27 protein-coding genes, 1 tRNA gene and 1 pseudogene are annotated in these 24,117 nt (G+C 61.0%); 16 read left to right on the top strand and 13 right to left on the bottom strand.

Annotated elements, in window-relative coordinates:
• Together EOA85_RS05245 and EOA85_RS05240 are read left to right on the top strand one after the other, a co-directional pair.
• Positions 1-943, top strand: a 943-nt coding sequence (locus EOA85_RS05245) for a murein L,D-transpeptidase family protein (protein ID WP_164759498.1), incomplete at its 5' end; no start/stop codon positions are given.
• Positions 944-948: 5 nt separating this feature from the next.
• Positions 949-1,224 carry a sulfurtransferase TusA family protein gene (locus EOA85_RS05240; protein WP_127208614.1) on the top strand — a complete coding sequence of 92 codons (276 nt, stop codon included), beginning with the start codon at positions 949-951 and terminating at the stop codon, positions 1,222-1,224.
• Positions 1,225-1,505: 281 nt separating this feature from the next.
• Here the strand turns inward: EOA85_RS05240 and EOA85_RS05235 are convergent, their stop codons facing one another.
• Both EOA85_RS05235 and EOA85_RS05230 read right to left on the bottom strand, forming a co-directional pair.
• Entirely contained in the window at positions 1,506-2,606 is a 1,101-nt protein-coding gene (locus tag EOA85_RS05235; protein WP_127208613.1) for a GTP-binding protein, read from the bottom strand.
• A gap of 4 nt (positions 2,607-2,610) precedes the next feature.
• The gene (locus EOA85_RS05230) at positions 2,611-3,780 is read right to left on the bottom strand and encodes a D-alanyl-D-alanine carboxypeptidase family protein (protein ID WP_127208612.1); all 1,170 of its coding nucleotides are present in this window, start codon (positions 3,778-3,780) and stop codon (positions 2,611-2,613) included.
• 251 nt (positions 3,781-4,031) lie between these two features.
• On the opposite strand from EOA85_RS05230, the gene EOA85_RS05225 reads away from it, so the two are divergent.
• Complete coding sequence (locus EOA85_RS05225) at positions 4,032-5,195, top strand: M20 aminoacylase family protein (protein WP_127208611.1); 1,164 nt, start codon at positions 4,032-4,034, stop codon at positions 5,193-5,195.
• A 148-nt stretch (positions 5,196-5,343) separates the two neighbouring features.
• Here EOA85_RS05225 and EOA85_RS05220 read toward each other — a convergent pair whose 3' ends face one another.
• Positions 5,344-5,640, bottom strand: coding sequence for a DUF768 domain-containing protein (locus EOA85_RS05220; RefSeq protein ID WP_065007396.1), 297 nt, complete (start codon positions 5,638-5,640; stop codon positions 5,344-5,346).
• Between the two features lie 150 nt (positions 5,641-5,790).
• Between EOA85_RS05220 and EOA85_RS05215 the strand changes: the two genes are divergently transcribed.
• Positions 5,791-5,867, top strand: a tRNA-Arg gene (locus EOA85_RS05215).
• A gap of 1,023 nt (positions 5,868-6,890) precedes the next feature.
• On the opposite strand, the gene EOA85_RS37300 is transcribed toward EOA85_RS05215, so the two are convergent.
• The 8 genes from EOA85_RS37300 to EOA85_RS05180 all read right to left on the bottom strand — a co-directional run bounded on the left by EOA85_RS37300 (position 6,891) and on the right by EOA85_RS05180 (position 12,547).
• Complete coding sequence (locus tag EOA85_RS37300) at positions 6,891-7,712, bottom strand: hypothetical protein (protein ID WP_164759497.1); 822 nt, start codon at positions 7,710-7,712, stop codon at positions 6,891-6,893.
• A complete protein-coding gene (locus tag EOA85_RS05205) occupies positions 7,709-8,002 on the bottom strand; it encodes a DUF6074 family protein (RefSeq protein WP_127208610.1) in 294 nt (97 codons plus the stop codon). The genes EOA85_RS37300 and EOA85_RS05205 overlap by 4 nt, the downstream gene beginning before the upstream one ends.
• Before the next feature lie 83 nt (positions 8,003-8,085).
• The gene (locus tag EOA85_RS05200; protein WP_065007400.1) at positions 8,086-8,610 is read right to left on the bottom strand and encodes a prepilin peptidase; all 525 of its coding nucleotides are present in this window, start codon (positions 8,608-8,610) and stop codon (positions 8,086-8,088) included.
• Positions 8,611-8,619: 9 nt separating this feature from the next.
• Positions 8,620-9,153, bottom strand: coding sequence for a tetratricopeptide repeat protein (locus EOA85_RS05195; RefSeq protein ID WP_127208609.1), 534 nt, complete (start codon positions 9,151-9,153; stop codon positions 8,620-8,622).
• Positions 9,154-9,220: 67 nt separating this feature from the next.
• Positions 9,221-10,144: a type II secretion system F family protein gene (locus EOA85_RS05190; protein WP_245485618.1), complete on the bottom strand. Its 924-nt coding sequence runs from the start codon at positions 10,142-10,144 to the stop codon at positions 9,221-9,223.
• A gap of 45 nt (positions 10,145-10,189) precedes the next feature.
• Positions 10,190-10,651 carry a type II secretion system F family protein gene (locus tag EOA85_RS38680; RefSeq protein ID WP_245485617.1) on the bottom strand — a complete coding sequence of 154 codons (462 nt, stop codon included), beginning with the start codon at positions 10,649-10,651 and terminating at the stop codon, positions 10,190-10,192.
• On the bottom strand, positions 10,617-11,162 hold the full coding sequence (locus tag EOA85_RS38675) for a hypothetical protein (protein ID WP_245485616.1): 546 nt from the start codon (positions 11,160-11,162) through the stop codon (positions 10,617-10,619). Before EOA85_RS38675 ends, EOA85_RS38680 begins: the two co-directional genes overlap by 35 nt.
• The gene (locus EOA85_RS05180; protein WP_127208607.1) at positions 11,162-12,547 is read right to left on the bottom strand and encodes a CpaF family protein; all 1,386 of its coding nucleotides are present in this window, start codon (positions 12,545-12,547) and stop codon (positions 11,162-11,164) included. Before EOA85_RS05180 ends, EOA85_RS38675 begins: the two co-directional genes overlap by 1 nt.
• A gap of 525 nt (positions 12,548-13,072) precedes the next feature.
• On the opposite strand from EOA85_RS05180, the gene EOA85_RS05175 reads away from it, so the two are divergent.
• The 10 genes from EOA85_RS05175 (at position 13,073) to EOA85_RS05130 (ending at position 21,279) form a co-directional block, all read left to right on the top strand.
• Positions 13,073-13,291, top strand: coding sequence for a Flp family type IVb pilin (locus tag EOA85_RS05175; protein ID WP_029348654.1), 219 nt, complete (start codon positions 13,073-13,075; stop codon positions 13,289-13,291).
• A gap of 103 nt (positions 13,292-13,394) precedes the next feature.
• Positions 13,395-14,441, top strand: coding sequence for a Flp pilus assembly protein CpaB (gene cpaB / locus EOA85_RS05170; protein WP_095517844.1), 1,047 nt, complete (start codon positions 13,395-13,397; stop codon positions 14,439-14,441).
• 36 nt (positions 14,442-14,477) lie between these two features.
• Positions 14,478-15,923 carry a type II and III secretion system protein family protein gene (locus EOA85_RS05165; RefSeq protein ID WP_127208606.1) on the top strand — a complete coding sequence of 482 codons (1,446 nt, stop codon included), beginning with the start codon at positions 14,478-14,480 and terminating at the stop codon, positions 15,921-15,923.
• Positions 15,910-16,194, top strand: a complete 285-nt coding sequence (locus EOA85_RS05160) for a hypothetical protein (protein WP_127208605.1) — start codon at positions 15,910-15,912, stop codon at positions 16,192-16,194. Before EOA85_RS05165 ends, EOA85_RS05160 begins: the two co-directional genes overlap by 14 nt.
• 60 nt (positions 16,195-16,254) lie before the next feature.
• Positions 16,255-17,787, top strand: coding sequence for a pilus assembly protein TadG-related protein (locus tag EOA85_RS05155; RefSeq protein WP_127208604.1), 1,533 nt, complete (start codon positions 16,255-16,257; stop codon positions 17,785-17,787).
• On the top strand, positions 17,787-18,320 hold the full coding sequence (locus EOA85_RS05150) for a TadE/TadG family type IV pilus assembly protein (RefSeq protein ID WP_029348659.1): 534 nt from the start codon (positions 17,787-17,789) through the stop codon (positions 18,318-18,320). The genes EOA85_RS05155 and EOA85_RS05150 overlap by 1 nt, the downstream gene beginning before the upstream one ends.
• A gap of 2 nt (positions 18,321-18,322) precedes the next feature.
• The gene (locus EOA85_RS05145) at positions 18,323-18,958 is read left to right on the top strand and encodes a TadE/TadG family type IV pilus assembly protein (RefSeq protein ID WP_127208603.1); all 636 of its coding nucleotides are present in this window, start codon (positions 18,323-18,325) and stop codon (positions 18,956-18,958) included.
• Positions 18,955-20,118, top strand: coding sequence for an AAA family ATPase (locus EOA85_RS05140; RefSeq protein ID WP_127208602.1), 1,164 nt, complete (start codon positions 18,955-18,957; stop codon positions 20,116-20,118). Before EOA85_RS05145 ends, EOA85_RS05140 begins: the two co-directional genes overlap by 4 nt.
• On the top strand, positions 20,102-20,692 hold the full coding sequence (locus EOA85_RS05135; RefSeq protein WP_127208601.1) for a L,D-transpeptidase: 591 nt from the start codon (positions 20,102-20,104) through the stop codon (positions 20,690-20,692). Before EOA85_RS05140 ends, EOA85_RS05135 begins: the two co-directional genes overlap by 17 nt.
• Positions 20,689-21,279: a hypothetical protein gene (locus tag EOA85_RS05130; RefSeq protein WP_127208600.1), complete on the top strand. Its 591-nt coding sequence runs from the start codon at positions 20,689-20,691 to the stop codon at positions 21,277-21,279. Before EOA85_RS05135 ends, EOA85_RS05130 begins: the two co-directional genes overlap by 4 nt.
• Before the next feature lie 102 nt (positions 21,280-21,381).
• Here EOA85_RS05130 and EOA85_RS05125 read toward each other — a convergent pair whose 3' ends face one another.
• Complete coding sequence (locus tag EOA85_RS05125; RefSeq protein WP_065007414.1) at positions 21,382-21,921, bottom strand: hypothetical protein; 540 nt, start codon at positions 21,919-21,921, stop codon at positions 21,382-21,384.
• Positions 21,922-22,260: 339 nt separating this feature from the next.
• Between EOA85_RS05125 and EOA85_RS38670 the strand changes: the two are divergent.
• Both EOA85_RS38670 and EOA85_RS05115 read left to right on the top strand, forming a co-directional pair.
• Positions 22,261-22,466, top strand: a pseudogene (locus EOA85_RS38670) (HlyD family type I secretion periplasmic adaptor subunit); the annotation flags it as partial.
• On the top strand, positions 22,459-23,097 hold the full coding sequence (locus EOA85_RS05115) for a ribbon-helix-helix domain-containing protein (protein ID WP_127208599.1): 639 nt from the start codon (positions 22,459-22,461) through the stop codon (positions 23,095-23,097). The pseudogene EOA85_RS38670 and the gene EOA85_RS05115, both read left to right, overlap by 8 nt.
• A 313-nt stretch (positions 23,098-23,410) precedes the next feature.
• Here the strand turns inward: EOA85_RS05115 and EOA85_RS05105 are convergent.
• Positions 23,411-24,117 (bottom strand): TOBE domain-containing protein (locus tag EOA85_RS05105; protein WP_127208598.1); only part of this gene is annotated, 707 nt, incomplete at its 5' end.

Below are 24,117 nucleotides of genomic sequence, written 5' to 3'. Positions count from 1 at the left end.
GTCGAGCTACCACCTTGCGTTCAACATCGGTTATCCCAACGCCTACGACCGCGCCAATGGCCGCACCGGTTCCCATCTGATGGTCCATGGCGCCTGCTCGTCGTCGGGCTGCTATTCGATGACCGACGCACAGATCGAGCAAATCTACGCCTTCGGCCGCGACGCTTTCCAGGGCGGCCAGACCGAGTTCCAGATCCAGGCCTTTCCGTTCCGCATGACCGCCGCCAACATGGCGCGCTATCGCAAAGATCCGAACTACGAATTCTGGAAGATGCTGAAGGTCGGCTACGACAATTTCGAGATCACCAAAGTGCCGCCGAAGGTCGATGTCTGCGAGAAGCGCTATGTCTTCAACCAGGTCGCGGCTGACGGCGCGACCTTCGATCCGGCCGGCGCCTGCCCCGCGACCACGCAGCCGGATTCGCTGAAGAGCGCCTTCAATGCCTATCAGAGCACCTACGAAGCGGCTTTTAACGGCGCGGTCAAGGCTAGCGTGCCGGCGCCCAAGCCGACCATCGCCGGGATCAAGGAAGCCAGCATCGTCTCCGAGTGGTCGAAGAAGCGCGCCCGTGGCGAACGCGTGCCGATCGAGCCGCCCTCGCTTAACGCCGACGGCTCGTTGACGGCGACGGCGCGCATGGGCCGCATCGATTCGCCGGCCGGCCGCAAGATGGCCGCGCTCGACGCGGAGAAGGCCGCCAAGCAGAAGGCCGAGGAGCAAAGGCTTGCCGCGATAGAAGCAGCCAAGGCCGAGAAAGAGGCAGCTAAGGCTCAGGCTCTGGCTGAAGAGGAAGCGGTCCGGGCCGCAGCCGAAGCGCCTGTCGCCACTGCAACCGTCGTGCCCTCCGAGGCCGCCGCGGCAATCGAAACGCAGGCGGCGAGTGCCGACGAAAGCACGACGACAAGGCTGAAGAAGAAGCTGCTCGGCATGTTCGGCGGCTGAGGTTCATGCTTGAACAAGAAGATGGGGGCCAAGAAGACAGGCCCTCAACCAGCCCCGCCGCCGTCTACGATCTCAAAGGCCTGAACTGCCCGTTGCCCGTGCTCAAGGCAAAAAAGCGGTTGGCAACAATGCAGCCGGGCAGCCGCCTGTGGCTTGAAACCACTGATCCCCTCGCCGTCATCGACATTCCCGCCCTTTGCACCGAGAGCGGCCATCGATTGATCGAAACGGCAGCGATATCAGGCGGCCATCGCTTCCTTGTCGAGCGCGGCGGTGGCTGAGTCTCAACTTAGCTCGTTCTGGCGAAAGCGGCTGAGCGGACAATCTCTTGAGGGGGAGATGCCAAGTTTTGGCAAAGAGGGCAGGCCAGAGAGGTTGCCGCGCGTGAAGCGCCAACCTTTTCTTTCGTCCTGCGGGGCGTCGCACCAGCCGAGGCGACCCCCTCTGTCGCCTTCGGCGACATCTCCCCCTCAAGGAGGGAGATTGGTAGCTGCACGGACGCCGCCAGCTCGGGAACGTTTGCAATTCCGTTAGAGGACAGTGCGGCGTTCGGAAATTGAAGCTACCGCCCGGCGATGGCCAGCGGGTTGTTTTCGAGCGCTGCGCGGTCCGGTGTGTCGATCGACGGCCGGCTGGTGACGGCGGCAAACAGCCGGCGGACGTAGTCTTCCGGCATGTCGAGCGTGATCAGCACCAGCCTTGTGCCGCGTTGACCGTCCGGCCAGGACGGCAGCCGCGCCGGCGGATGAAGGATCTTCTGTACGCCGTGGACGACCAGCGGCCGCGACGGGTCTTCCAGCAATTCGATGACGCCCTTCATGCGCAACAGGCGCTCGCCATGCGCCGATCGCAACAGGTCAAAGAACATCTCGATCGCCGAAAACGGCACCGGCCCTTCATGAACCAACGAGTAGGAGCGCACGCGGGAATCGTGCCGATGGTCGTGATCATGGTCGCCGTGGTCATGATCGCCATGGTGATCATGGGCGGCTTCCTCGCCCAGCCAGCGCCGCACGTCGGCGGACTTGGTGGCCGGGTTGTAGAGGCCGCAATCGAACAGCGCCGCTACATCGGTCCTTCTGTCACCCGCATCGAGCAGCTCGGCACCCGGATTGATCTGCCGCAGCCGGGCCCGCAAGGCCTCGACGTCGCGCGGATCGGTGGCCAGATCGGCTTTCGTCAGCACGATGCGGTCGGCGACGGCCACCTGCTTCACCGCCTCGACATGGGCGTCGAGCGTCGCATTGCCGTTGACCGCGTCGACCAGCGTGATGACGCCGTCGAGCCGGAAGGCGTGGACCAGCGCCGGATGCGCCATGATCGACTGCAGCACCGGCGCCGGATCCGCGAGGCCGGTGGTTTCGATGACGACACGGGCAAGCCGGGCGATGCGGCCGGTCTGCAGCCGGTCAATGAGATCGGCCAGCGTGTCGACCAGTTCGCCGCGTACCGTGCAGCATAGGCAGCCGTCGGAAAGCTGGATGATGCCGTCGGAGGCCTGTTCGACCAGGAGATGGTCGATCGCCACCTCGCCGAACTCGTTGATGATGACCGCGGTGTCGGCGAGCGCGGGATCTCTGAGCAGCCGGTTGAGCAGGGTCGTCTTGCCGGCGCCGAGAAAGCCGGTCAGCACCGAGACGGCGATGGGAAAGCCGCTGCTCATCAGGCTAGTTCAAGGCCTTGGCGGGCTGGTCGTCCTGGGCCGCGGTGGCGGAACCGATCACTGCCGGCTCGGCGCCGGGCGGCGGCGGCAGGTCGGGCCGCCAGCTCGGCAGCGGCACGTCGGCATATTCCCGGCCCGATGCATCGAGCATGGCCTTCGGCTTCGGCCCGGTGGCGCCGCCAAGGCCAACCGCGACCAATGTCGGCACATGGTCGAGCTTTTCCCGATAGGGAGATTTTGGCGCATTCTTATCGCCGACGGGGACGGCTTCCGACTGCTCCTTAGCCGGCTTCTTCCTGCAAATCTCGTCATTCAGGTCGTTGACCGATGTGGTGTCGCCATAGGAAGGCAGCGCCGCCACCGTCAACCAGCCCGGTGTCGGCGTGGCAAAGCCGTGGTCGAGCAGCCTGGCGACGGTCTCGGCGCGGGTGACGGCCGACTTCTCGCCAAGCACCACCGCCACCAGCGTGCGGCCGTCGCGTGTTGCCGAACCAATCATGTTGAAGCCCGAGGGACAGACGAAACCCGTCTTCATGCCGTCGGCGCCGGGATAGCGGCCAATCAGAAGATTGTAGTTCGGGATCTGCTTCTTGCCGACGGCCAGGCCCTCGATCGAGAACCATGGGGCATATTGCGGAAATTCGATGCGGATCGCCATCACCAGCAAGCCGAGGTCGCGCGCCGTCGTATACTGGTCCGGCGAAAAGAGCCCGTTCGGGTTGACGAAATGCGTTCCGGTCATGCCGAGCCGGCGCGCCTCGGTGTTCATGCGTTCGGCGAAAGCGGCCTGCGAACCGCCGATGTTCTCGCCGACGGCCATCGCGACGTCGTTGGCCGATTTGACCAGCATCATTTTCAGCGCGTTGTCGAGCCGCATGACCGAGCCCGGCTTGAAGCCCATCTTGCTCGGCGGCTCGCCGGCGGAACGTTTCGTGACCTTGATCGGCGAATCGAGCTGGACCTCGCCCGCGGCAATCGCACGAAATGCCACATAGGCGGTCATCAGCTTGGTCAGCGAGGCAGGATACCAGCGCTTGAAAGCCTCCTGGTGCTGGAGGATCTTGCCATTCCCCAGATCGAACACGATCGTCGGATTGGCGAGAGCCGGTCCGGCCAGCACCGGAAGCGCCACGGCGCCCGCCAGCAATAGTTTGAGGAAATGCCTGTACCGCATGGTGGAATCCGAAATCGCCTCTTGCCGCAGTCGCCTCTGGCTCCGTAAGATTTGTTACGCGATCGCCAGCATGGTGATCCGGCCCCTATCCGGATCGCAATCTTGCGGTGCTATTTAGCCTATGTGACTTCAAGATGGCAAAGTGCCTGAATGACAATTGTAAAACAGCAGGCACAATTTGCAAAGCAGCAGGCACAATTTGCAAAGCAGCAGGCAGAGCCCGTCTGCTCCAACAGCGAGATGGAACCATCATGCCGATCCTGAACCGCGCCGCCGAAATGCAAGACGAGGTCGCCGGCTGGCGCCGCCATCTGCACCAGACGCCAGAGCTGAATTTCGACGTCTTCAAGACCGCCGCCTTCGTCACCGAGAAGCTGAAGGCCTTCGGTTGCGACGACGTGGTGACCGGGCTCGGCAAGACCGGCGTCGTCGGCATCATCCGCGGCCGCCTGGGCGAAGGCACGACCATCGGCCTGCGCGCCGACATGGACGCGCTGCCGCTCAACGAGATCTCCGGAAAATCCTACGCCTCGACCATTCCGGGCAAGATGCACGCCTGCGGCCACGACGGCCACACCGCAATGCTGCTCGGTGCTGCCAAATATCTTGCCGAGACGCGCAATTTCGCCGGCTCCCTCGCGGTGATCTTCCAGCCGGCCGAAGAAGGCGGCGGCGGCGGCAACGAGATGGTCAAGGAGGGCATGATGGAGCGCTTCGGCATCTCCAAGGTGTTCGGCATGCACAACATGCCGGGCCTGCCGGTCGGCCAGTTCGCCATCAAGCCAGGCCCGATAATGGCGGCGACTGCCGAATTCACCATCACCGTCAAGGGCCGAGGCGGGCATGCGGCGATGCCGCACGGCACGATCGACCCGATCGTCATCACCAGCCAGCTCGTCGGCGCCCTGCAGACGATTGCCTCGCGCAGCACCGATCCGGTCGAGGCTGTCGTGGTGTCGGTGACGAAATTCCACGCCGGCGACGCCTACAACGTCATTCCCGAGAGCGCCGAGATCGCCGGCACCGTGCGCACGCTGAAGAAGGAGGTCGCCAGGAAGGCCGAGGAGCGCGTGCGCGCCCTCTGCGAGGGCGTGGGCGCGGCCTTCGGAGCAACGATCGAGGTGGATTACAATGCCAATTATCCCGTCACCTTCAACCATCCGGAAGAGACGGTCTTTGCCAGCGACGTCGCCGCTGATGTCGCCGGCGAGGGGCATGTGCATCGCGCCATCCAGCCGGTGATGGGCGGCGAGGATTTCTCCTACATGCTGGAAGCGCGGCCGGGCGCGTTCATCTTCATCGGCAATGGCGACACCGCCGGTCTCCACAATCCGGCCTACGACTTCAACGACGAAGTCATCCCGCACGGCATGAGCTATTGGGTGAAGCTCGCGGAGACGGCGCTGGCCGCCTAATGCATACAATGCCTACCTCGGGCTTGCCCCCCGAGGGTACGCAGCCAACGCGACGCCGATACCCACGCATCTATCATGGGCGGTCATGTAGGGTGGAGGAGCACCGGCTGGGAATCTATTCGAAAATCAATGGATGGTGCCTGGACCGCTATGGTCCGCTCTTCGGGTCGTCGACCTCCAGCGCTTCCATGACGGGCGCCAGATCACTCTCTTCGACCGGATCGGCCTGCTGCTGTTCGCCGGTCCGGGCCTTGTCCAGAGCTTTCTCAATCGCCTCTTCAATGTCGCCGATCTCGTCTTCGCGTACCTCGTGACCATAGCCGGCCGCGTCGGCATCTTGTTCGAATTGCTGTGCCAGGACCGCCACGCTCACCTCGCTTTCAGCGGGCAGGTTACCGACGTTCTCCTGGAGCCAGGTTTCAAAGAACTCTTTCGTAGCACTCATGCGGCATCTCCTTCGGCACACTAAAGCGCGGCGGTGGTCCGAAGTTCCGCTATCCCCAGCTCATCTTTGCGATCCACCTCGCAACCGGCCGATTGCATCGAGCCTGCCTCTTGGCGAAACGGTCCGAAGCGGTTATGTGTCGGGCCGCGTGGTCCCGTAGCTCAGTAGGATAGAGCGGCAGATTCCTAATCTGTAGGTCACAGGTTCGATTCCTGTCGGGATCACCAACAAAATCAAAAGCTTGGTGATCATTTGGGCGGCGGCCATGTCGCGCCATGTTGCAATTGGCTACCGTTGATTTCCAAGGTTTCCTGCGACTATCGGCGAATCCACGCGACATGGACGTGACATGGGGAGGCTATGGGACTGGTTTGAGGCAGCGGCCGTTACAGCTGACGCCGGCGAGGCATCAGCGGGCCGGTTGACCTCGCCTATCGCGCCTTGCCCGAATGACTTCGAGCAAGGCGCTGGCGCGGTACGTCGTGCCATGACGCAAGGCGGAGGTGAAGATGGCAGCGGAGGCCGGCGATAAGCCTCATCACGCTAAGCCCTCGATCAGTGCCTTGATGGCGTGCTTGGTCGGGACCTCGCATCCATTAAAACTGGCAGCAATGTCGATCGAAGAGGGGTATCTCCGTCGAAGTTTCTGCTCGTCCTCAGTTGTAGGACGTGCTGCACAGAGCGCGACCAAGGCATCAGCCATAGACCGAGCGACTAGCCGAGATTACGATGCAATCCTTCGCCGGTAGAGCATCAATCATGATGATGTCGACTACGATCGGTACGGATTGAACATCCTGACGAATTTCGCGACAGCAACGAAAAACAGCGGGCAGCTGCTGAACGCCACGTGAGCAAGATGAACAGTCTGATGAGTGTTATGCCTGCGTGATAGTTGCTACAGTGGCCAGCGCATTAGCCGCATCCCTTGCCAGTCCAGAACTTCTAGATTGGGTGAAGGGGATCGTCGCAGCTTTTCACTAACTTAGAGGTATATCCAACCTTCGGAAATACCGTTGCACGTCCGGATGTTCGCGGTCGTCCTGCCTGGGGGCAGTTCAGCGCACAATGATCACCCTCAAGCGCCATCGCTTCACCAAGCGTCGCAACGTGTCCTCTGACAATCGATAGTCTTTGAACACCCTGCGCCTGCTTGACTGTAAGGGCCTCGGTGCCGGGTATATTGAGCGGTCGAAGACGCTCGCCTGTTTTTGGCGCTGTTTTGGCAGGAAGACGAACAACGCTCGCTCTCATTCCTCGCGACCTTCTGACCAGCAACGAAACGCGCTGTTAACGCCGTTCGCGGGTGACAGGATGTAGGCCGCAGTTCGAAAGCGTAGTCTGCATTTTGCTGTCAGCCGCGGAGGCGGAAATGAAGTTGCTTCGAATTGCGCTCCTGTGCACGGCCATAATCGGCCTTGGAATGCCTCCCGTTCGAGCTGAGGATCAGCCGGCTCTGCCGAACAGCGAAGCAGCAACAGAGCAGCCGCCAGTTCATTGCGAGGGGCAAAACTGCCTCCCGCCGGCGGATAACCCTGTGCAGGAATGCACCGGACAAGATTGCATGCCAGCTCCGCCGACTGAACCGGGTCCGGAGATTGAGCAGGTCGAGTGAGCAGCAGCAACGGACGATCTCTCTGTTGGCAGGGATACGGCTCATTGTTCCCGACCTTCCGGCCAGCAGCGCCACCGCTGGCGTTCCAGACTGTGCCAACCAAATCGACGCCTAGGCTGCACGTTCGCGCACAGCCGGAACCAACGGCGACGACAAATGGTTTACCAATCGAAGGGACTCCAATGGATGCAGGATAATGGAATTTCTGGATTTGGAATTGGCGAGAGCCCGACAGCGGCTCAGGCGAGCGGAACTCTCCCTTAGGCGTGCGAATGAAATGCTGGATGAAGACTGCGGTGTCGGCATCAATATTGCGTTGTGCAGCAGGATACGGGCTGCGCAACGTCGCGTGGCCGAGGCCAGATCGCGGTTGATGAAGATCGATCCAACCAGCGCTGACGGTTTTCGCACGGGTTGAACCATCCCGCCTGTCGACGCCGCGATAGGTCGGGGTCATGCGGCAGTACCTCCTGGCCGCTGCCCGTGCCCACTTTGCAAGCAAAGCTCGCGCTGAACAGCGTCATGAAGCGCTCGCGGTTCGCGGTTGATGGTATCCCGATTGAACCCGGCACGTTGCGTCTGTCCGCCCAAGGTCGCAACCACCTGCTTCCAGTAGTTCGTCGCAGCGGCACCGCGCTTGACCGAAAGCACCTCGGCAACACGTCGGACTTTGCCGACACGCTTCGCCATCGGGAAGGCGATCACCAGGCAGGGCGGGTTCCAATCCAGAAGTTCGAGCTGCTTCATGCAACCCTCCGCTTGGCTCGCGCGTAAGCGCCTAGTTCTTCCCCTTCATCGCCTGCCCCCGCAAGGTCCAAAGCCGCCCTACGTCAAACCGATAGCCCGGCTAGAACCATCATGTTGGTATAAATCTGAAACACTATCGTGCAGATCGCTGCGAGCGAGATCGGCACGCCAAACGGCACGACGCCTTTGCGGTCCAGGTGCTGAACGTAGAGGCGGAAAGCGCCTTGCGGCAGCATGAGCGGATTTTTGACGACCATCGCCGTGGCGAGAGCGAAAACCAGCAGCAGCACTGAAAATACGACGAGGCCGCTGCCGCCTATCAGCAACGGCAGCACCGCCATCAGCTTGACATCGCCGGCCCCGATCTTGCGCATGGCCCAGAACGGAAAGAGCGCAACAAACAGCAAAAGACCGGCAAGCGCGCTCAGGCCCATGTCCCACCACGACCCGGCTTGCACCGATAGGAGCTGCAGCGAGCCCAAACCCAGGCAAAGCAGCAGCAGCACATTCTGGTTGGATATCTTCTGGGTTGTAAGGTCGAGCCAGGCGATCCTTGCCAGCAAAGGAATGGCTAGTCCCTTCAGCAGCAGCGATGCGGCGAGCAACATGCTATCGCCTTACCGCTCGAGATTCTTCACGCTCGACGAAAGGAGCAGCAGATTGTTGGCCACGGTCGGATCGTTGGGCGCCAGCTCATAAGCCTTGAGGAAATTGCTGCGGGCGTCCTGCAGCTTGCCGCGCAGCAGATAGGAATAGCCGACATTGTTGTAATATTCGGGCGTCCCGCCGACCAGCCGGAAGGCTTGGCGATAGGCGTGGTCGGAGAGGTCGAAGCGGCGGATGCGATCGCTGCAGGCGGCCAGGCCCATCCAGGCACCACCATCATTGGGCGCCAGTTGCGTCGCCTTGTAGAACAGGGCGCCGGCATTGCCGTAATTTTCCGCGCGGAACTGGTTCTTGGCTTCGGCAATAGCCTGGTCCGAGGCATAGTACTCGACGTCGCTGACCGTCTTCAGCCCGTCGAAGGCATCGCCAAAGGCTGTCATGTCACCTTTTGAGGGCTCGTTGGTGCGGACGACGCCGCTGCTATCAGCCGTCTGGCAGCCGGAAAGCACGATAAGCAGCAAACCGGCTATGGCTGCGAGGCGCATTGGCCCTGTCATTTCGTCCCCCAAAAGAGTCCTCCGACTCTGTATTTCGACCAAAGCACATGATCGCCTAGAAGAAAATGCCCCTCATTCGAATGATCACCGGCAACATGATGACCATCAACACGACTGGAAAGATGCAGAGCCCCAACGGGATCATCATCTTGACCGGCAAAGCATTGGCGCGCTCTTCGGCACTCAGGATTCTCTGGCTCCGCATTTCGTCGCTGTAGACGCGCAAGGCCTCCGTGAGACTAGTGCCAAGTTCTTCCGACTGCCTGAAAAGCACAGCGAGCGCCCGCGCCTCGTCAAGACCAATGCGGTCGGCGAGTTCGCGCAAGGCCTCGCGCAATGGCTTGCCGGCGCGCAACTGCAAAGTCATGATCGAAAGCTGGATGCCGAGCCACCTGTGGGTGCTGGCTAGTTCACCGCTGACACGCTCGACCGCCGCCTCGAGGCTCATTCCTGCGTCGGCGCAGGTTATCATCATGTCCATGAAATCGGGAAAGCCACGACGATAGATCCGCTTTTGTGCCTTCTCGAAGCGATCGAGCAGGACGCTTGGAACCACGATGCAGGCGAGCCCAAACAAAGCAGAGCCGGCAAAAGCTACGAAAGCGGGCAATTCAGGCGGCAGGACGCGTGACAGCAGCGCATAGGCAGCCAGAAAGCCGACACAGACCGCGCCAAGCCGCGACAAGGTGTAAATGAGTGGAGCGCTCGACTGGTAAAAGCCGGCGCGAAAGAGCTTCGCGTCCAAGGCGCTGGGCTCGTCCCGCTCCTTTTCGATCGATCGAAAATAAGCATCCACTGGCCGCTGCGCTGCGATCTTGGCCAGCTGCTCCTGTCCGACGAGCGAACGGCGATCGGCAATACCTTCGGCCATCAGGCTTTTTGCGACCAGCTTGCGCGTCTGCAGCGCCGGCAAGAAGACGAGCGCGCCGAACAGAAAAAGTGCAACCGCTGCCACGAAGACGGCAATGGAAACCAACATGCTCAGGTTCTGGACGTTCGAAAACAAGTTACGCTTCGCCCCTGTTCAGAAATCGAAATTCACCATTCGATACATAATGAAATCGCCTAACAGCGCCCACGACCCGAAAATCAGGAACACCGGCAGGATAACCGGATTGTTCCAGACGGTTCCGTAGTAGGCTGGGGCAAGTATCTGAAGGATCAAGAACATCGCGACCGGGAACAGTGAGATGATCCATGCCGACACTCGGCCCTCGGACGAAAGCGCCCTGATTTTCATGCGCAATTTCTGCCTCTCGCGCAAAACTGACGACAAATTGTGTAGAATTTCGGTGAGATTGCCGCCGGTCTTGGATTGAATGGACAGCGACACCGATAGCAGATGAAGACCTTCGAAGCCGACGCGTTGGGAAAGCTTGCGCACGGCTTGTTCAATGCTGAGTCCGAAGGTGATTTCGTCGGAAACGATGCCGAATTCGGTGCCGAGCGGATCAGGCATTTCGCGGGCGACGAGACCAATCGCCACCGAAGCCGGATGTCCGGCGCGCAGTGAACGAACGATCATGTCCAGTGCATCCGGGAGCTGTTTCGCGAATTTCTGGATTCGCTTGTTGCGGGCGCGCCGAAGAACAAGAAGCGGCAGCACAAATCCGACCACAAAAAAAAACGATGAGCGATATCAAGGTCGAGAAACCCAAAAAGATCGACAACACCGACGCCAATGCCAGGCCAGCGAGCAGGAAGGTCGCGGCGAAAGACAGCGGGTTCCCGGTGATACCGGACTGGGTATAGAGCCTGTTCAGCCCGATCAGGCCAAACACAAAGTCGCCCGAATCCGTCAGCCCGCGTTCGCGCAGCAATCCTTGCAAGGTCAGTTCGGCCGGAACCTCATCAACCAGACGCTTCATCCGGCGGTTAATCGTGCTGACCCGCGAGCGGCGCTTGGCAAAGGAAAAATACAGGGCCTCGCCAGCGAGAATCGTCGAGGCGGCCGCGAGCACATAAATGAAGTAGAGCAAAGTCTGACCGGTGGGCATCAGAGCGCAACCTGCGGATTGAAGGCGTCCTTGGCAAAATGATGGCCAAGCGTCGCCGCCTCCGGGGCAAAGCGTGGACGAACGCCGGTAGCGCGAAAATCGCCGATGATTTTGCCCTCCGGCGTCACCTCCCGGCGGACAAAATGGTAAATCTCCTGAAGCTGGACGACATTGCCCTCCATGCCGGTCAGTTCGGAGATTGAAACGACGCGCCTTCCACCGTCCGAAAGACGCTGCGTCTGCACGATGATGTCGATGGCCGACGCAATCTGCGCTCGGATGGACTCATGGGTCATCGGCATGCCGGCCATCCCGACCATCTGCTCGAGGCGGGAGATCGCGTCGCGTGGCGTGTTGGCATGGATGGTGGTCATCGAGCCTTCGTGGCCGGTGTTCATCGCCTGCAGCATGTCGAAGGCTTCCTCGCCGCGAACCTCGCCGACGATGATGCGGTCGGGCCGCATGCGCAGCGCGTTCTTCAGCAGTTCGCGCTGACGAACCTCGCCCTTGCCCTCGACATTCGGGGGGCGCGTCTCCAGGCGGCCGACATGCGGCTGCTGCAATTGCAGTTCCGCGGCATCCTCGATGGTGATCAGGCGCTCCTTGGCCGGGATGTAGCTAGACAGCGCATTGAGCAATGTCGTCTTGCCGCTGCCGGTGCCGCCCGAAACCAGGATCGACTTGCGCGACTGCACCGCGATCCGCAGGAGCTCGATCATCGGCTGGCGAATGGAGTTGAGCGCCATCAGGCGCTCGAGCGAATAGGGATTCTTGGAGAATTTACGGATCGACACCAGTGGGCCATCCACCGAGACCGGCCGCACCGCGATGTTGACGCGCGAGCCGTCTTCCAGGCGCGCATCCGCCATCGGCGCCGATTCATCGACGCGCCTGCCGATGGCCGAGACGATCTTGTTGATGACGCGCAGAAGGTGCGCCTCGTCGCGGAAGCGGATCGCCGTCTCCTCGATCACGCCGCGCCGCTCGATGAAGACGCGCTTGTGGGTATTGATCAATATGTCGGTGATCGAGTCGTCCTTGAGCAGCGGCTCGATCGGGCCAAGGCCCAGCATCTCGTCGGCTGTCTCACTGGTCAGCCTGTCGAGCTCCCGCGCGTTCAGCGGTACAGCGCGAGCACGAACGAACTCGCGAACGATTGGCCGGATTTCGTTCAGGATCTCGTCCTTCGATGCCGTTTCAAGCGCGGCAAGATTGAACCGGTCGATCAGATGGCGGTGGAGCTCGACCTTGAGCGTCAGGAAATCGTCACCTGCCGCTTCGACATCGGCTCCCGGGGGAAGCGCCGCTACGGGCGACGTCACGATCGGCTCAACCCTTGGCTCGACCCGCGGTTCGCCTGGCCCCTTGGTGAATCGGCCCAACATCACGCTTCTTCCCCGTTTAATCCCCACGCTGAAACTAAGCGTTAACCACGGATGGTACAAGCGCCAGCTGCGTACCATGCAAATTAATACTTCACACATAGTTAAGATCAAGCATCAGAAAATGCGACGTTTATTTGGTCAGCGGAGCTGTCCTAATGCAACACGGGGGCTCGCCTTTCAATGCAAAGTGCCTTTTTGCCACAAAGGTGTCATGGAACTTACCTAAGGCCTTAGATATAAAGGAATATGCATCATCACTAATGCTGCCCCGCTTTCGCCGTATCCGCGGCCAAATTGTGAACGAATGGTTAAAGCGGATGGAAAATTCAGCCAAATCAATGTCTTGATCAGTGTTAGAATGGCAATATTATGGCGCGGCCATGTACTTGATAGTTAAGGATCCGTTAATCCCGTTTGACTCCGGTTTTCGCCGGGACTTAGATTCGAGATGACGGGGGATGCTCAGGTATGGATTTCATCCTTGGCTCGTCTCGTCGGGTTCAAACTCCAAAGGGAGAGATTGGCATGAAGAAGCTCATGACGATGACCCGGCAGTTCCGCGACGACGAAAACGGCGCTGCCATGGTCGAATATTCCATCCTTGTCGGCATCATCGCCGCAGCAGCGATACTTGCTATCCTGGCGATCGGCGGTTGGGTGACCGGTCGCTTTACCGGCCTATGCGCCGCGCTGGAAGCATCGCCACTCGGCACCTGCAACGTGGGAACGGGCGTCGGAACCTGATCGCCAGATCACGCTCAGGCCCGGGTCCCATCCGATCCGGGCCTGAATCCAATCGCGACGGGCGAATTCCCGCACTTTAGGCTTGGGGCGTGGGGCTTGGGCTATGCGTGCTAACACACTTATCATGATCGTTCTTGCGGGCGTGTTCGGCGTCCTGGCGGTGGTGCTCGCCAATGTCTGGCTCGCCAGCCAGCGTAGTGCCATGGCGGAAGCAAACGGAATCCAGCGCGATACGGTTGTGGTGGCAGCGGTGGCGCTGAAATTCGGCGACACACTGTCGGCCGACAAGCTGCGTGAAATCGCCTGGCCTGCAGGTGCCATTCCGGCCGGAGCTTTCAAGACGACGAAAGAGGCGCTGGCTGGCGAAGGCACCAAGCAGGCGCTGCAGGCGATCAGCGCCAACGAGCCTGTTCTCGCCACCAAGATCACCGGTCCCGGCCAGCGTGCCACGCTCTCCGCGGTGCTCGGCGAAGGCATGAAAGCCGTCTCTATCAGGGTCAACGACGTGCTCGGCGTCGCCGGATTTGTCTTTCCCGGCGATCGTGTCGACGTACTTTTAACGCGCACGGCGCGTGGCGAAGGCGGCGCGGATAAGAGCTTTGTCGACGTGCTGCTGCAGAGCATGAAGGTGCTCGCCGTCGACCAGGTTGCCGACGAAAGCACCGACAGCCCGACGGTGGTGAAATCGGTCACGCTCGAGGCCAGCACCAGGGATGCACAGAAGCTTACCTTGGCCGCCGGTGCCGGCCAGCTGTCGCTGGCGCTTCGCCAAGCAGCCGCCAGCGAAGGCGAGACGACCGAACGCATCACGCTTTCCGACCTGACCGGCGACACGCCGGCCGACGTCGCCGCCAGGGAGGCCGAACTCGCCAAGCAGGCAATAGCCGAGGCTGAGGCCGCGGCCGAGCGCAAGCGCGCGGATGACAAGATCAATGGGCTGACCCAGGCCGTGGAACGTGTGGGAAGCAGGCTCGACCTGTTGAGCAGCGCAAAACCTGCTCCGGCAGTGGCCTCAGCACCCCAGGTGCAAGAAGTAGTTAAGGAAGTGATCAAATATGTGCAGCCGGAGCCGCCGGCGCGTGCGACAATCGGCGTTTTCAGGGGTGTGAAGCTCGAATCCTACGACGTGCCGCGACAAAAATTACGCTAGGGTATTACCGAACGAGTCGGTAGGGGGATCGTCTAGATGCGAATGTTCCGGGGACCACTGGCGGCTGCCGCGCTGGCCTGTTCGATGATGCTACTGTCGATCGATCTTGCCGCCCATGCAGCCGACCGCAAGATCGATGTATCGAACCCCAGCGTCCACCGTGTTTTCCTGCCCATGTCGCAGTCGGTGACGATCCAGGTGAACGCCACGCTGGGCGACATCGTCGTCGGCGACGAGAAGATCGCCGACGCCCAGCCAATGACCGACCGGACGCTCTATGTCATCGGCAAGAGCGCCGGCACCACCACCGTCAACCTCTTTTCCGAGGACAAGCGCTCGCTTGGCGTGATCCAGATCGAGGTCGGCGTCGACGTGAGCGACATGGCGCAAGCGATCCGGCAGGTGGCGCCCAGGGCGCGCATTGATATCGGTTCGGTCAACGGCAAGGTAAGGCTTGGCGGCCATGTCAAGGACGGCGCCACGCTGGCGGCGATCATGCAGGTTGCCCAGCAATATGGCCCTGACGCGATCATAAACGCAGTGACCGTCGACGACAGCCAGCAGGTTAACCTGGAAGTGCGCGTACTGGAGGCCAAGCGCAATGCTGGCCGCGATCTTGGCGTCTCAATCAGGAGCACCAACGGCAGCGGTACGACCCGCACCGGAACCGGAATTGCCGCCGTCGACGAGGATGGTGTCGTGCTGGGGCCGGGCAATCTGCTTACCGGCCTTCTTTCGAACACCAACCCGTTCGCGGCGCTAATCACCCGCGTCATCGACAGCAACATCAAGGTCGACCTGATCATCGAGGCGCTCGAGGCCAAGGGCGTGGTGCGCACCCTTGCCGAACCCAACCTCACCACGCTGTCCGGTGAGCTGGCCAGCTTCAATGCCGGCGGCGAAGTGCCTATCCGCACCCTGAACGATGACGGCGAGATCAGCATCGAGTACAAGCAGTTCGGCGTCAATCTGCTGTTCACGCCGGTCGTGCTCAACGACGACAAGATCAACATCAGGCTGGCGCCGGAAGTCAGCGACCTCACCGGTTTCACCACCGCCGGAGACCCGATCTTCACCAACCGCAAGCTGTCTACCGTCGTCGAACTGCGCGACGGCCAGAGCTTCGCGGTCGGCGGGCTTTTGTCCAGCAAGAACACCAAGCTCCAGAGGCAGGTGCCTTGGCTCGGCCAGGTGCCGATCGTCGGGACGCTGTTCCGGAATTCGAGCAACCAGAAGGAAGAGACCGAACTGGTCGTGATCGTGACGCCACGTATCGTGCGGCCGGTAAAGCCTGGCGAGCAGTTGGCGACGCCGTTCGACAAGACACGGCCGGCCAACGACCCGGAACTCTTCATCCTCGGTCAGCTCGAAGTGACCAAGGACATGGTTCGCAAATATGAGGTCGGCGAAGGTGTCGTCGGCCCCTATGGCCACATGCTCGACCTCAAATCCAAGGACAAGATGATCTATGTCAAAAAATAGCGCCTTGATCCTGCTTTTGTGCGCCGGCGTGCTGACGGGCTGCGCCGACTATCTGAATCGCTACGAGACGGTGACGCTGGCGGCAGGCGACACGCAGAAATACAATTCGCTTCTGCAGACGGTCGACCCGCTCAATCCGGCCTCTAGGAACACGACGATCAAAGGCGACGGCGTGCGCTCCGCCGCTGTCGCTGAGAGCTACAGAATTCCACCGCCACCACCGCCGCCGCCAGCCATTACGGTCAATGTCGGCAACACCGGGGTTGAATAGAAGGATGCGGGTTCAGCGTCAGGCAAGGCGACTGGCGTCAGGGGAGCTAAGAGTAAGGCCATGTTGCGGATTGTTCGCGCGTTCTGGCACGATCAGAGGGGAATAGCGCTGATTCTGGTCAGCGTCACGCTGCCGGCGATCATCGGCTTTTCGCTGCTCGCAATCGATATGAGCCGGGTAAACAACCTCCACAACGATCTTCAGAAGGGCGCTGACGCGTTTGCGCTCGCGGCGGCAGCGGAACTGGACGGAAGCAGCGGTTCCTGGGCGCGAGCCGAACGTGCCATGGCGACGCTCGTGGACAATCAAAGCAACTTCTCCACGGCAGGCAGGTTCACTCTCACCTCCGGTCAGCCGGGAGGCACGCAGCGCTGCAACAGTGCTGGCAACATTTCCTGGTGCTTCCTCAAAGCGATCCCTGCCAACGACGGAACCAAGATTACAACCGCCAATCAGGCCAACTATCTTGCAGATGCCAACCTGGCTGTCGGACAGGCGGAAACACGGTTCATCCAGGTGACAGTCGCTCCCCAAGGGTTTGCCGCGATCTTTCCCGCCTCATTTGTGACATCCGGCGTCAGCGACAGCTTCAATGTCGGGGCAGTCGCGGTAGCGGGCTTCACCTCAGGCGTCTGCGATTTCACACCGGTCTTTATGTGCAACCCCTATGAGATGGTGAACGGGACAAACAATGCCGGGGGTTATACGCTTGAGCAGGCCGTTTCCAATCCGGCTGTCCGTCGCCGGCTGATCGAACTGAGGAAGGTCGGAAACGGGGCTGCGGCCGGTCCGGGCAACTTCGGCTTCCTCGAGCCTCCGCCAGATGTGGGAAATGGTGCTCAAGCACTGGCCCAGACGATCGCAACGTCGACGCCGATTGGCTGCTACAATTCCGCGAACGTAACGACGAAGACCGGTCAGAATGCCGGCCCGGTGCAAGACGCCTTCAACGTTCGTTTCGGGATTGGAGCTAACGGCAACCACTTCGACAGCCCCGAATACGGTCCGGCCGCCAATGTCCGAAAAGGCGCGATACGGACCACAGGCAGCGCCAATCAATGCCCTTCCATGAACCAACTTTCATTCACCGAAGCTGGAACGATGGGCCTTCCGCGCGATGCGACAACGCCGTATCTGGGCGGCAGGATGGGCGACGGAAATTGGAACTTCTCCGGCTATTGGAGCACCAACTTCGGTTCCGCTGCCTATCCAACCGCATGGGACACGACCAAGCCAACGCGCTATGAGGTTTATCGGTACGAGATATCGAACGGGTTAGTAGCGACCGCATCGACCGGTGGAGAGATCGGAACGCCGGCCGCAGCTTGCCAACCGCCTGTCACGACAGTTGATCGTCGGTTGCTTTATGGCGCGATCCTGAACTGCACTGCACTCGAAGCTGCTGGCAACGGCCTGTCCGGCCATAGCACCAATCTGCCGGTCGAAGCCTTCGGCAGTTTCTTCCTCACTGAACCCGTGCCGTCAGCATCAGAGGACGCGTCGGTGATGGTCGAACTGGTCGACGTAACCGGCGGTGCCGGCCAGGGCACGCTTGACAATTTCCTTCGCGACGAAGCCCAGCTCTACCGGTGATGGCGATGATCGCAGCGCTGTACCATCGTCTCCACAGATTTCGACGCGAGCAGCGCGGCACGGCTCTCGTCGAAATGGCGCTGATCGCGCCGCTGATGCTGATCCTGTCGGCGGGCGTGTTCGAGTTCGGCAATATGATCCACCAAAAGCTGCTGATGGAGGCCGGCCTGTCTGACGCGGCACGCTTTGCCGCGCGCTGCAACAGCCAGTTGTATACCAAGGCCGGGCTGGCGGCGATCAATTGCGCCGATATCGCCACAAACATCGCGGTGTTCGGCAATGCTGCGGGGACAGGGAGTGCGCGCATCGTCGGCTGGCAGAAGGCGAATGTGACGGTGACCATTGCCGCTTCAGGCTCGTGCCATGACGCCGTGGTCGCAGGTGTCACCCAATATCGCGCTACCACCCCACAGGTCTGCATCGTCAGGGCGGCGGGGACGTTGGCCTATAGTGGCATCGGAATGCTGTCTCTGGTCCGCATTGGCCCCATGACGCTAAATAGCTCTCACGAGGAGCGGTTGATCCGGTTCTGATCATGATCAGGGGTTTCGCAAAATCGGAAGGCGGCGCGACGACGGTGGAGATGGCCATCGTATCGACACTGCTGTTTGCCCTTGTTCTCGGCTTCGTCGATTTCGGTTACGCCCTCTATCAGTGGAACGCTGCCAACAAGGCCGTGCAGCTCGGCGCACGTCTGGCCTCGATTTCCGATCCGATTGCCACCGCGCTAGCTACAGCCGCACCGACGACGGCACCGGGCGCCCCGGTGGTTGCTGCCGCTTATGGACCCTTCGCCTGCACATATACCGCCGGCACGGGCGCTTGCAGCAATGGCGGCACATTCAATGCCGCCAATTTCAGCCGTATCTTCCGCGGCGATACGGCAGTCACCAATGACGACGCCTGTGTCCCGCTTGCGACAGACCAGCGGCCGGGTATGTGCCATTTCTTTTCAGGCCTGCGGCGCGACAATGTCGTCATCACCTATTCCGCCACCGGCTTGGGCTATCAGACCCGGCTGGGCGGGCCGGTGCCGACAATCACCGTCAGGCTGCAGAACCTGACCTTCCAGTTCTTCTTCCTCGGCGGCCTGCTCGGATACGGAAACCTCACCCTGCCCTCGATGCTCAGCACGGTCACGGGCGAAGACCTGAGGAGTACATCGCCATGAACGCCATCAACACCAAGGTCCTCCCGACCAAACGAAAGCAGGTGGCGCTATTTTCGTCGGATCCGCAGTTCAAGCGCGAGGTGGCGACGCGGCTGGACGCGCTGGCCATCTACGACGTCCGGATTTCCGAGACGGTTGACTTCCTCAATGGTCCGCCGTCCGAGACGCGGCCGGGCATCGTCATCCTCGACCTGGCCAATGGCGAGCTGCTCGGCATGCCCGGCATCGTCGCGGCCCGCGCCTTGTGGGCATCCGTGCCGCTGATCGCGGTCTCCGACGAATTGACTTCCGAACAGACGCGCATCCTGGTCCGCATGAACGCCTCGGACTGGCTGCACAAGCCGCTCGACGCCAAGGAGCTGCTGAACGCGGTCACTTTCCACGACACCGGCAACCAAGGCACCAAGAGCCGCATCATCACTTTCATCAGCGCCAGCGGCGGCGCCGGCGCCACGACGCTCGCTTTGTCGGCGGCGGAATTCCTGGCGTCGAAATCCACCGAACGCGCGGCTTCGACCTGCCTCGTCGACCTCGATTTCCAGAGCGCCAATTGCGGCGCCTACCTCAACCTGTTCAACCAGTTCGACCTGGCCGGCATTATCGGCCAGCCGGAAAGGCTCGATGTCGAACTGATGGACGTCATCAGGCTTTCGCGCCCGTCGGGCCTGACCCTCTATTCATTCGAGAGGCCACAACTGCCGTTTGAGCCGCAGGGCGCGAATTTCGTGTTCCGGCTGCTGGACCTCGTCGCCTACCGGTTCGACGACATCGTCATCGACCTGCCGAATATCGAAACCTCCTGGCAGAATTCCGTGCTTTCGACGAGCGACGAGATCTTCATCGTCTTCGAGCTCAACGTCGCCTCGCTGCGGCAAGGCAAGCGGCTCTACACGAAGATCCGCGAGCTGCGCGGCAATGCGGCGAGCATCACGCTGGTCGCCAACAAGCATAAGCGCAAATGGTTCGGCAACCACTTTTCGCGCCGCGAACTCGAGAAGATCTTCAAGGCGCCGCACATCAAGTCGGTCAGCCTGGACAATGCGCTGCTGACCGACGCGCTGAACCGAGCCATCCTGCCCTCCGAAGTGGCTGGGCGGGCGCGTTTCAACAAGGACCTGAAGCGGATGTTCAAAGAGCGGCTCGATGACGCAGCCCGGTAGATACCGCATCGTCCCGAGGCTTGCCGGCGCCTGCATCATAGGCCTGGTGTTGGGGATGCCGGCCTGGGAATTCGCCCATGCCCGGTCCGCGCTGTCGGACCGGCCGCCGCTGCCGGCAATGGGGCCCAGCCTGCGCAAGGCGGTTGCTCTCCAAACCGCGGAACGGCCCGGCACGATCATCATCCGCAAGGACGAGAAGGCACTCTATCTGGTGACCCGGCAGGGCGAGGCGCTGCGCTACCAGATCAGTGTCGGGCGCGACGGCTTTGGCTGGACCGGCATCGTCAAGGTCGGAGCGAAAACGGAATGGCCGGAATGGCGCCCGCCTAAGGAAATGCGCGCTCGCCAGCCGGAGCTGCCGGAAATGGTGCCCGCCGGTCCCTATAATCCGCTCGGTGCCAGGGCACTCTATCTGCTGCGGGACGGGCGCGACACGCTCTACCGCATCCACGGCACCAACGATCCCAAGGGCATCGGCTTCGACGGAACATCGGGATGTTTCCGTCTAACCAACACCGATGTGATCGATCTTTTCAAGCGCGTCTCGGTCGGCGCAAGGGTGGTGGTCCAATGACGATGATCAGCGACCCGGATATGCCAGCGATCGACATTGGGCCGGCAACCCACACTGGAGGGCAAGCTGTCGTGGGGAAACCAAGCAATGCAAAGATGATCGGCGTTGTCGCCGTCGGCGCCTTGTTGATCACGGCGGTGAACATAACGGCCGCGGTCTATTTCTACCGCGGCATCAACGATCTGCGCTTTGTCGAACGGCGGCTGGAACAACTCGGATCGTTCGAGCAACGGATCGCAGCCCGGCTTGAGACGGTCAACAACGGCTTTCAAAGCCGCTTTGAAAAACTGGACGGTCAACTGCAGGGCAGCTTCAACGAAGTCAAAGGCAGTATTGCCCGGCTTGAACAGGAGCTGCCCCTGGCCAGTGACGACGACATGTCGAGCATCGCGGAGCCTTCCGTGGTCACGACCAGCACCATGGCGGATGCAGCCACCGTCCTCGAAGAAGCGACCGAACCCAGTATCGTCGAATCGCCGCGCCCGCCCAAAAAGAGGATCGCGGCGGCGCTGCCCCCTGCCCCAAACTCGTCCTACCAGCGCATAGTGCAGCCTGACGGCAAGGTCCATTACAAGAAAATCAATTAGGAGCGACAGACATCGAGAGATCGGTTGTGCGCTCAGCTGGATTCCGAGCTGCCGTCGCCTTGTTGGCAATGCCGATCGGGAGCGCGATGGCTGTGCCCCGAGCTAGAGATCCCGCTGCAGAGCACAAAGCCGTATGGCGAGCGCTTGGGAACGCTGTCGCGCTTCGACAAGAAACGCAACATGACAGTAGGCGCAGGCTGCAGTGCCCAGAAGCAGCACCAGGCTGTTCTGCCATGTGAAATCGAGGATCAGCGAGAATGGATGGCCGCTGGGCGCGGTGAATGCCGCAATTGTGCTCGCTGTCTCAGAATGGCTGCTGGAAGCGATCATTAACCCGACGAAAAGCAGAGCGACGTGGTTGGTAAGGAAGAAGAACGCGGCCGATTTTCTCGTCCGGCAAGCCATCCAGCAGACGATCGACGCGGCGGTCACGATGGCGGCATCAAGGACCATTGAACCGCCCAGATAGAGGTCGACCTGCTGCCAGAACATCGTCGACAAAGGGCGTAGTTCAAGCCAGATCCGCCACATGACGGGGCTGGCCGGATAGGTTCCCAGCAGGAACGTCGCTGCTCGCTCCCCTGCCAGAATCAGAAGGATGAGAGCTGGAAAGGCAAAGAGCAGTAGCGGCTTGCGCGTCATGTTCCCTCGACAATCCAAGCAGAATAGGCTGCAAAGATTGCGCGAGGCTTAATGGACGGCGCGCTCTTCCGAATAGAGGCGCTTCTGAGCCACGGCCCCGGTGAGTCGCGGCAAGCAACATTGATCATAGGCGCAGGCGTCCTGCCACAACCGTAGCGAGCCGCCCGCTATGTGCCATTTTCGCTACATTCCCGAAACTTACCTGTTTTTAGCCGGCGCTGAATCAATAAACCCTCACATGTTCCAGGAATTTGGCGGATAATCTGTCAAAGCTCGGTGAGAAGGCTTGGCCAGATAAAACGTACAGGGCACAATCGTGGGTGGGGTAGAAATGAATACGACAGCCTGGTCGATCAAAAAACGGGTGGGCCCTTTTACCAAGTACGTGTCGCGACAGACAAATCGACGCTCGAACGGGATGGCAAGGCTTGTTCCATCATCCCGGCATGATCTGCTCAGTCGACATCAAGACGGGACGCAAGACGATCCTGAGTTCACTTTTGAAGCCGATCAACAAGGCGCGTCAGGAGGCTTTGAGTGAGCGCTGGCGCCACCTCTCCCCCCACCAATCCTGGTCCACTACTCCTGCCGCTCGCCAACGAGGATTTTGCACTGGAATTTCGAGTTGTGGCGCGTGGCGGAATGCGCCGCGGGATCCGCCTGGAGCGGGCTTTTTGGATATCGCTGAAGCGGATGGCTGAGAGCCGGAAATGCACGATCGGCATGCTGATCGATGAGATAGCCGGAACTCAGGCACAGAACGGCAACCTGACATCGGCAATCCGGGTAGCCTGCATACGCGGTCAGGCGGAGCAAAACGTGACGTTGAGTAAGCTCGCGTCAATAAGGACGATCAACGCCATACTGGTTGCCTGCCCCTCGCCTGCATTTGCCTTGACGTCATCGAAGAAGATCCTGACTTTCAATGTTCCGTTCCAGCAACTGGTGAAGCGCCAACTGCCTTCCGGACCAAACGACGATGCGCGTCACGACCTCAAGCTGGCGCTGGACCTCAACGTTGCCGACATTTTTGCGCGCCTCGACCTCGACGGCGACACTCCGGTCACCAGCGGATTTGCCATCGGCGCCGGCGAACGCCAGTACCGTGGTCAGTTGAGCGCCGTGCGGGCGCCGGTGATCGAGCCGAAGCTGCTGATAGCGTTCGTCTTCGGCTAGACCGGTTCCGGCAGTACTGAACGGCAATCCTGCAAGACGCGTTGTGTAATTTTACGGGGATCATAGCCTGCTGCGAACCTTCGCCAGGAGCAACCGTTGCGAAGTCGCCCTTGATGTCGGCCAAAATCCTCACGTCGCGAGCCAGCCGCTCGATCGCTACGCGGGGAACCGCCGCTTCAGCCAGTCGAGCATGAGGGCGGTGACCTCCTCAGGCTTCTCCTGCTGGGACCAGTGTCCGCAACCAGCGATCACATGTTTCTTGCTGGCCAATGGGTTGGTTCGCTGACGCTGATTACCCGGGCGCCTGCGCCACTCACACACGCCGGCCGGTTTTCGCGTCGAACAGGTGGGCGCATGCGCGATCGACTTCGATCCGCACCTGCGCGCCTTGCTTGAGCGGCAGCCGCTCGCGGAACAAGCAGGCAATTTCCTCGCCGGCGCAGTCGACCTTGGCGAAGATTTCCGAGCCCGTGGCCTCCAGAAGCGTCACCGTACCTTCCATGCCCTGGGCGGTTGCGCGGATATGTTCGGGGCGGATGCCGTAGACAAGTTCGCGTCCTGCAGCGTCAGCCGGGCGGGCACCTTCCGGCAGCGGCAGGATCAGCCCGCCGGCGCTGCGGAACACGCCTTCCTCGATGCGGCCGGCAATGAAGTTCATGGCGGGCGAGCCGATAAAGCCGGCAACGAAGAGATTGGCCGGCTGGTCGTAGAGGTCGAGCGGCGCGCCGATCTGCTCGACCAGGCCGTCATGCAGCACGACGATCTTGTCGGCCATGGTCATCGCTTCGATCTGGTCATGCGTGACGTAGATGGTTGTCGTGCCCAGCCGCTGATGCAGCGCCTTGATCTCGCCGCGCATCTGGACGCGCAGCTTGGCGTCGAGATTGGAGAGCGGCTCGTCGAACAGGAACACCTGCGGGTCGCGCACGATGGCGCGGCCCATGGCGACACGCTGGCGTTGGCCGCCGGAGAGCTGACGCGGATAGCGCTCAAGCAGCTTTTCTAGGCCAAGGATATTGG

Origin of the sequence: Mesorhizobium sp. M5C.F.Ca.IN.020.29.1.1, from assembly GCF_003997375.1 — a bacterium.
Classification (GTDB): domain Bacteria; phylum Pseudomonadota; class Alphaproteobacteria; order Rhizobiales; family Rhizobiaceae; genus Mesorhizobium; species Mesorhizobium wenxiniae.
Note: the sequence above shows the minus strand (reverse complement) of the source record. Positions and strands in the feature narration are given on the sequence as shown.

Bases quoted from the DNA above. Each gene is read 5' to 3' on its own strand.
- EOA85_RS05240 (WP_127208614.1), top strand. From the start codon at position 949: ATGCTTGAACAAGAAGATGGGGGCCAAGAAGACAGGCCCTCAACCAGC.
- EOA85_RS05235 (WP_127208613.1), bottom strand. From the start codon at position 2,606: ATGAGCAGCGGCTTTCCCATCGCCGTCTCGGTGCTGACCGGCTTTCTC.
- EOA85_RS05230 (WP_127208612.1), bottom strand. From the start codon at position 3,780: ATGCGGTACAGGCATTTCCTCAAACTATTGCTGGCGGGCGCCGTGGCG.
- EOA85_RS05225 (WP_127208611.1), top strand. From the start codon at position 4,032: ATGCCGATCCTGAACCGCGCCGCCGAAATGCAAGACGAGGTCGCCGGC.
- EOA85_RS05220 (WP_065007396.1), bottom strand. From the start codon at position 5,640: ATGAGTGCTACGAAAGAGTTCTTTGAAACCTGGCTCCAGGAGAACGTC.
- EOA85_RS37300 (WP_164759497.1), bottom strand. From the start codon at position 7,712: ATGACCCCGACCTATCGCGGCGTCGACAGGCGGGATGGTTCAACCCGT.
- EOA85_RS05205 (WP_127208610.1), bottom strand. From the start codon at position 8,002: ATGAAGCAGCTCGAACTTCTGGATTGGAACCCGCCCTGCCTGGTGATC.
- EOA85_RS05200 (WP_065007400.1), bottom strand. From the start codon at position 8,610: ATGTTGCTCGCCGCATCGCTGCTGCTGAAGGGACTAGCCATTCCTTTG.
- EOA85_RS05195 (WP_127208609.1), bottom strand. From the start codon at position 9,153: ATGCGCCTCGCAGCCATAGCCGGTTTGCTGCTTATCGTGCTTTCCGGC.
- EOA85_RS05190 (WP_245485618.1), bottom strand. From the start codon at position 10,144: ATGTTGGTTTCCATTGCCGTCTTCGTGGCAGCGGTTGCACTTTTTCTG.
- EOA85_RS38675 (WP_245485616.1), bottom strand. From the start codon at position 11,162: ATGCCCACCGGTCAGACTTTGCTCTACTTCATTTATGTGCTCGCGGCC.
- EOA85_RS05180 (WP_127208607.1), bottom strand. From the start codon at position 12,547: ATGTTGGGCCGATTCACCAAGGGGCCAGGCGAACCGCGGGTCGAGCCA.
- EOA85_RS05175 (WP_029348654.1), top strand. From the start codon at position 13,073: ATGAAGAAGCTCATGACGATGACCCGGCAGTTCCGCGACGACGAAAAC.
- cpaB (WP_095517844.1), top strand. From the start codon at position 13,395: ATGCGTGCTAACACACTTATCATGATCGTTCTTGCGGGCGTGTTCGGC.
- EOA85_RS05165 (WP_127208606.1), top strand. From the start codon at position 14,478: ATGCGAATGTTCCGGGGACCACTGGCGGCTGCCGCGCTGGCCTGTTCG.
- EOA85_RS05160 (WP_127208605.1), top strand. From the start codon at position 15,910: ATGTCAAAAAATAGCGCCTTGATCCTGCTTTTGTGCGCCGGCGTGCTG.
- EOA85_RS05155 (WP_127208604.1), top strand. From the start codon at position 16,255: ATGTTGCGGATTGTTCGCGCGTTCTGGCACGATCAGAGGGGAATAGCG.
- EOA85_RS05150 (WP_029348659.1), top strand. From the start codon at position 17,787: ATGGCGATGATCGCAGCGCTGTACCATCGTCTCCACAGATTTCGACGC.
- EOA85_RS05145 (WP_127208603.1), top strand. From the start codon at position 18,323: ATGATCAGGGGTTTCGCAAAATCGGAAGGCGGCGCGACGACGGTGGAG.
- EOA85_RS05140 (WP_127208602.1), top strand. From the start codon at position 18,955: ATGAACGCCATCAACACCAAGGTCCTCCCGACCAAACGAAAGCAGGTG.
- EOA85_RS05135 (WP_127208601.1), top strand. From the start codon at position 20,102: ATGACGCAGCCCGGTAGATACCGCATCGTCCCGAGGCTTGCCGGCGCC.
- EOA85_RS05130 (WP_127208600.1), top strand. From the start codon at position 20,689: ATGACGATGATCAGCGACCCGGATATGCCAGCGATCGACATTGGGCCG.
- EOA85_RS05125 (WP_065007414.1), bottom strand. From the start codon at position 21,921: ATGACGCGCAAGCCGCTACTGCTCTTTGCCTTTCCAGCTCTCATCCTT.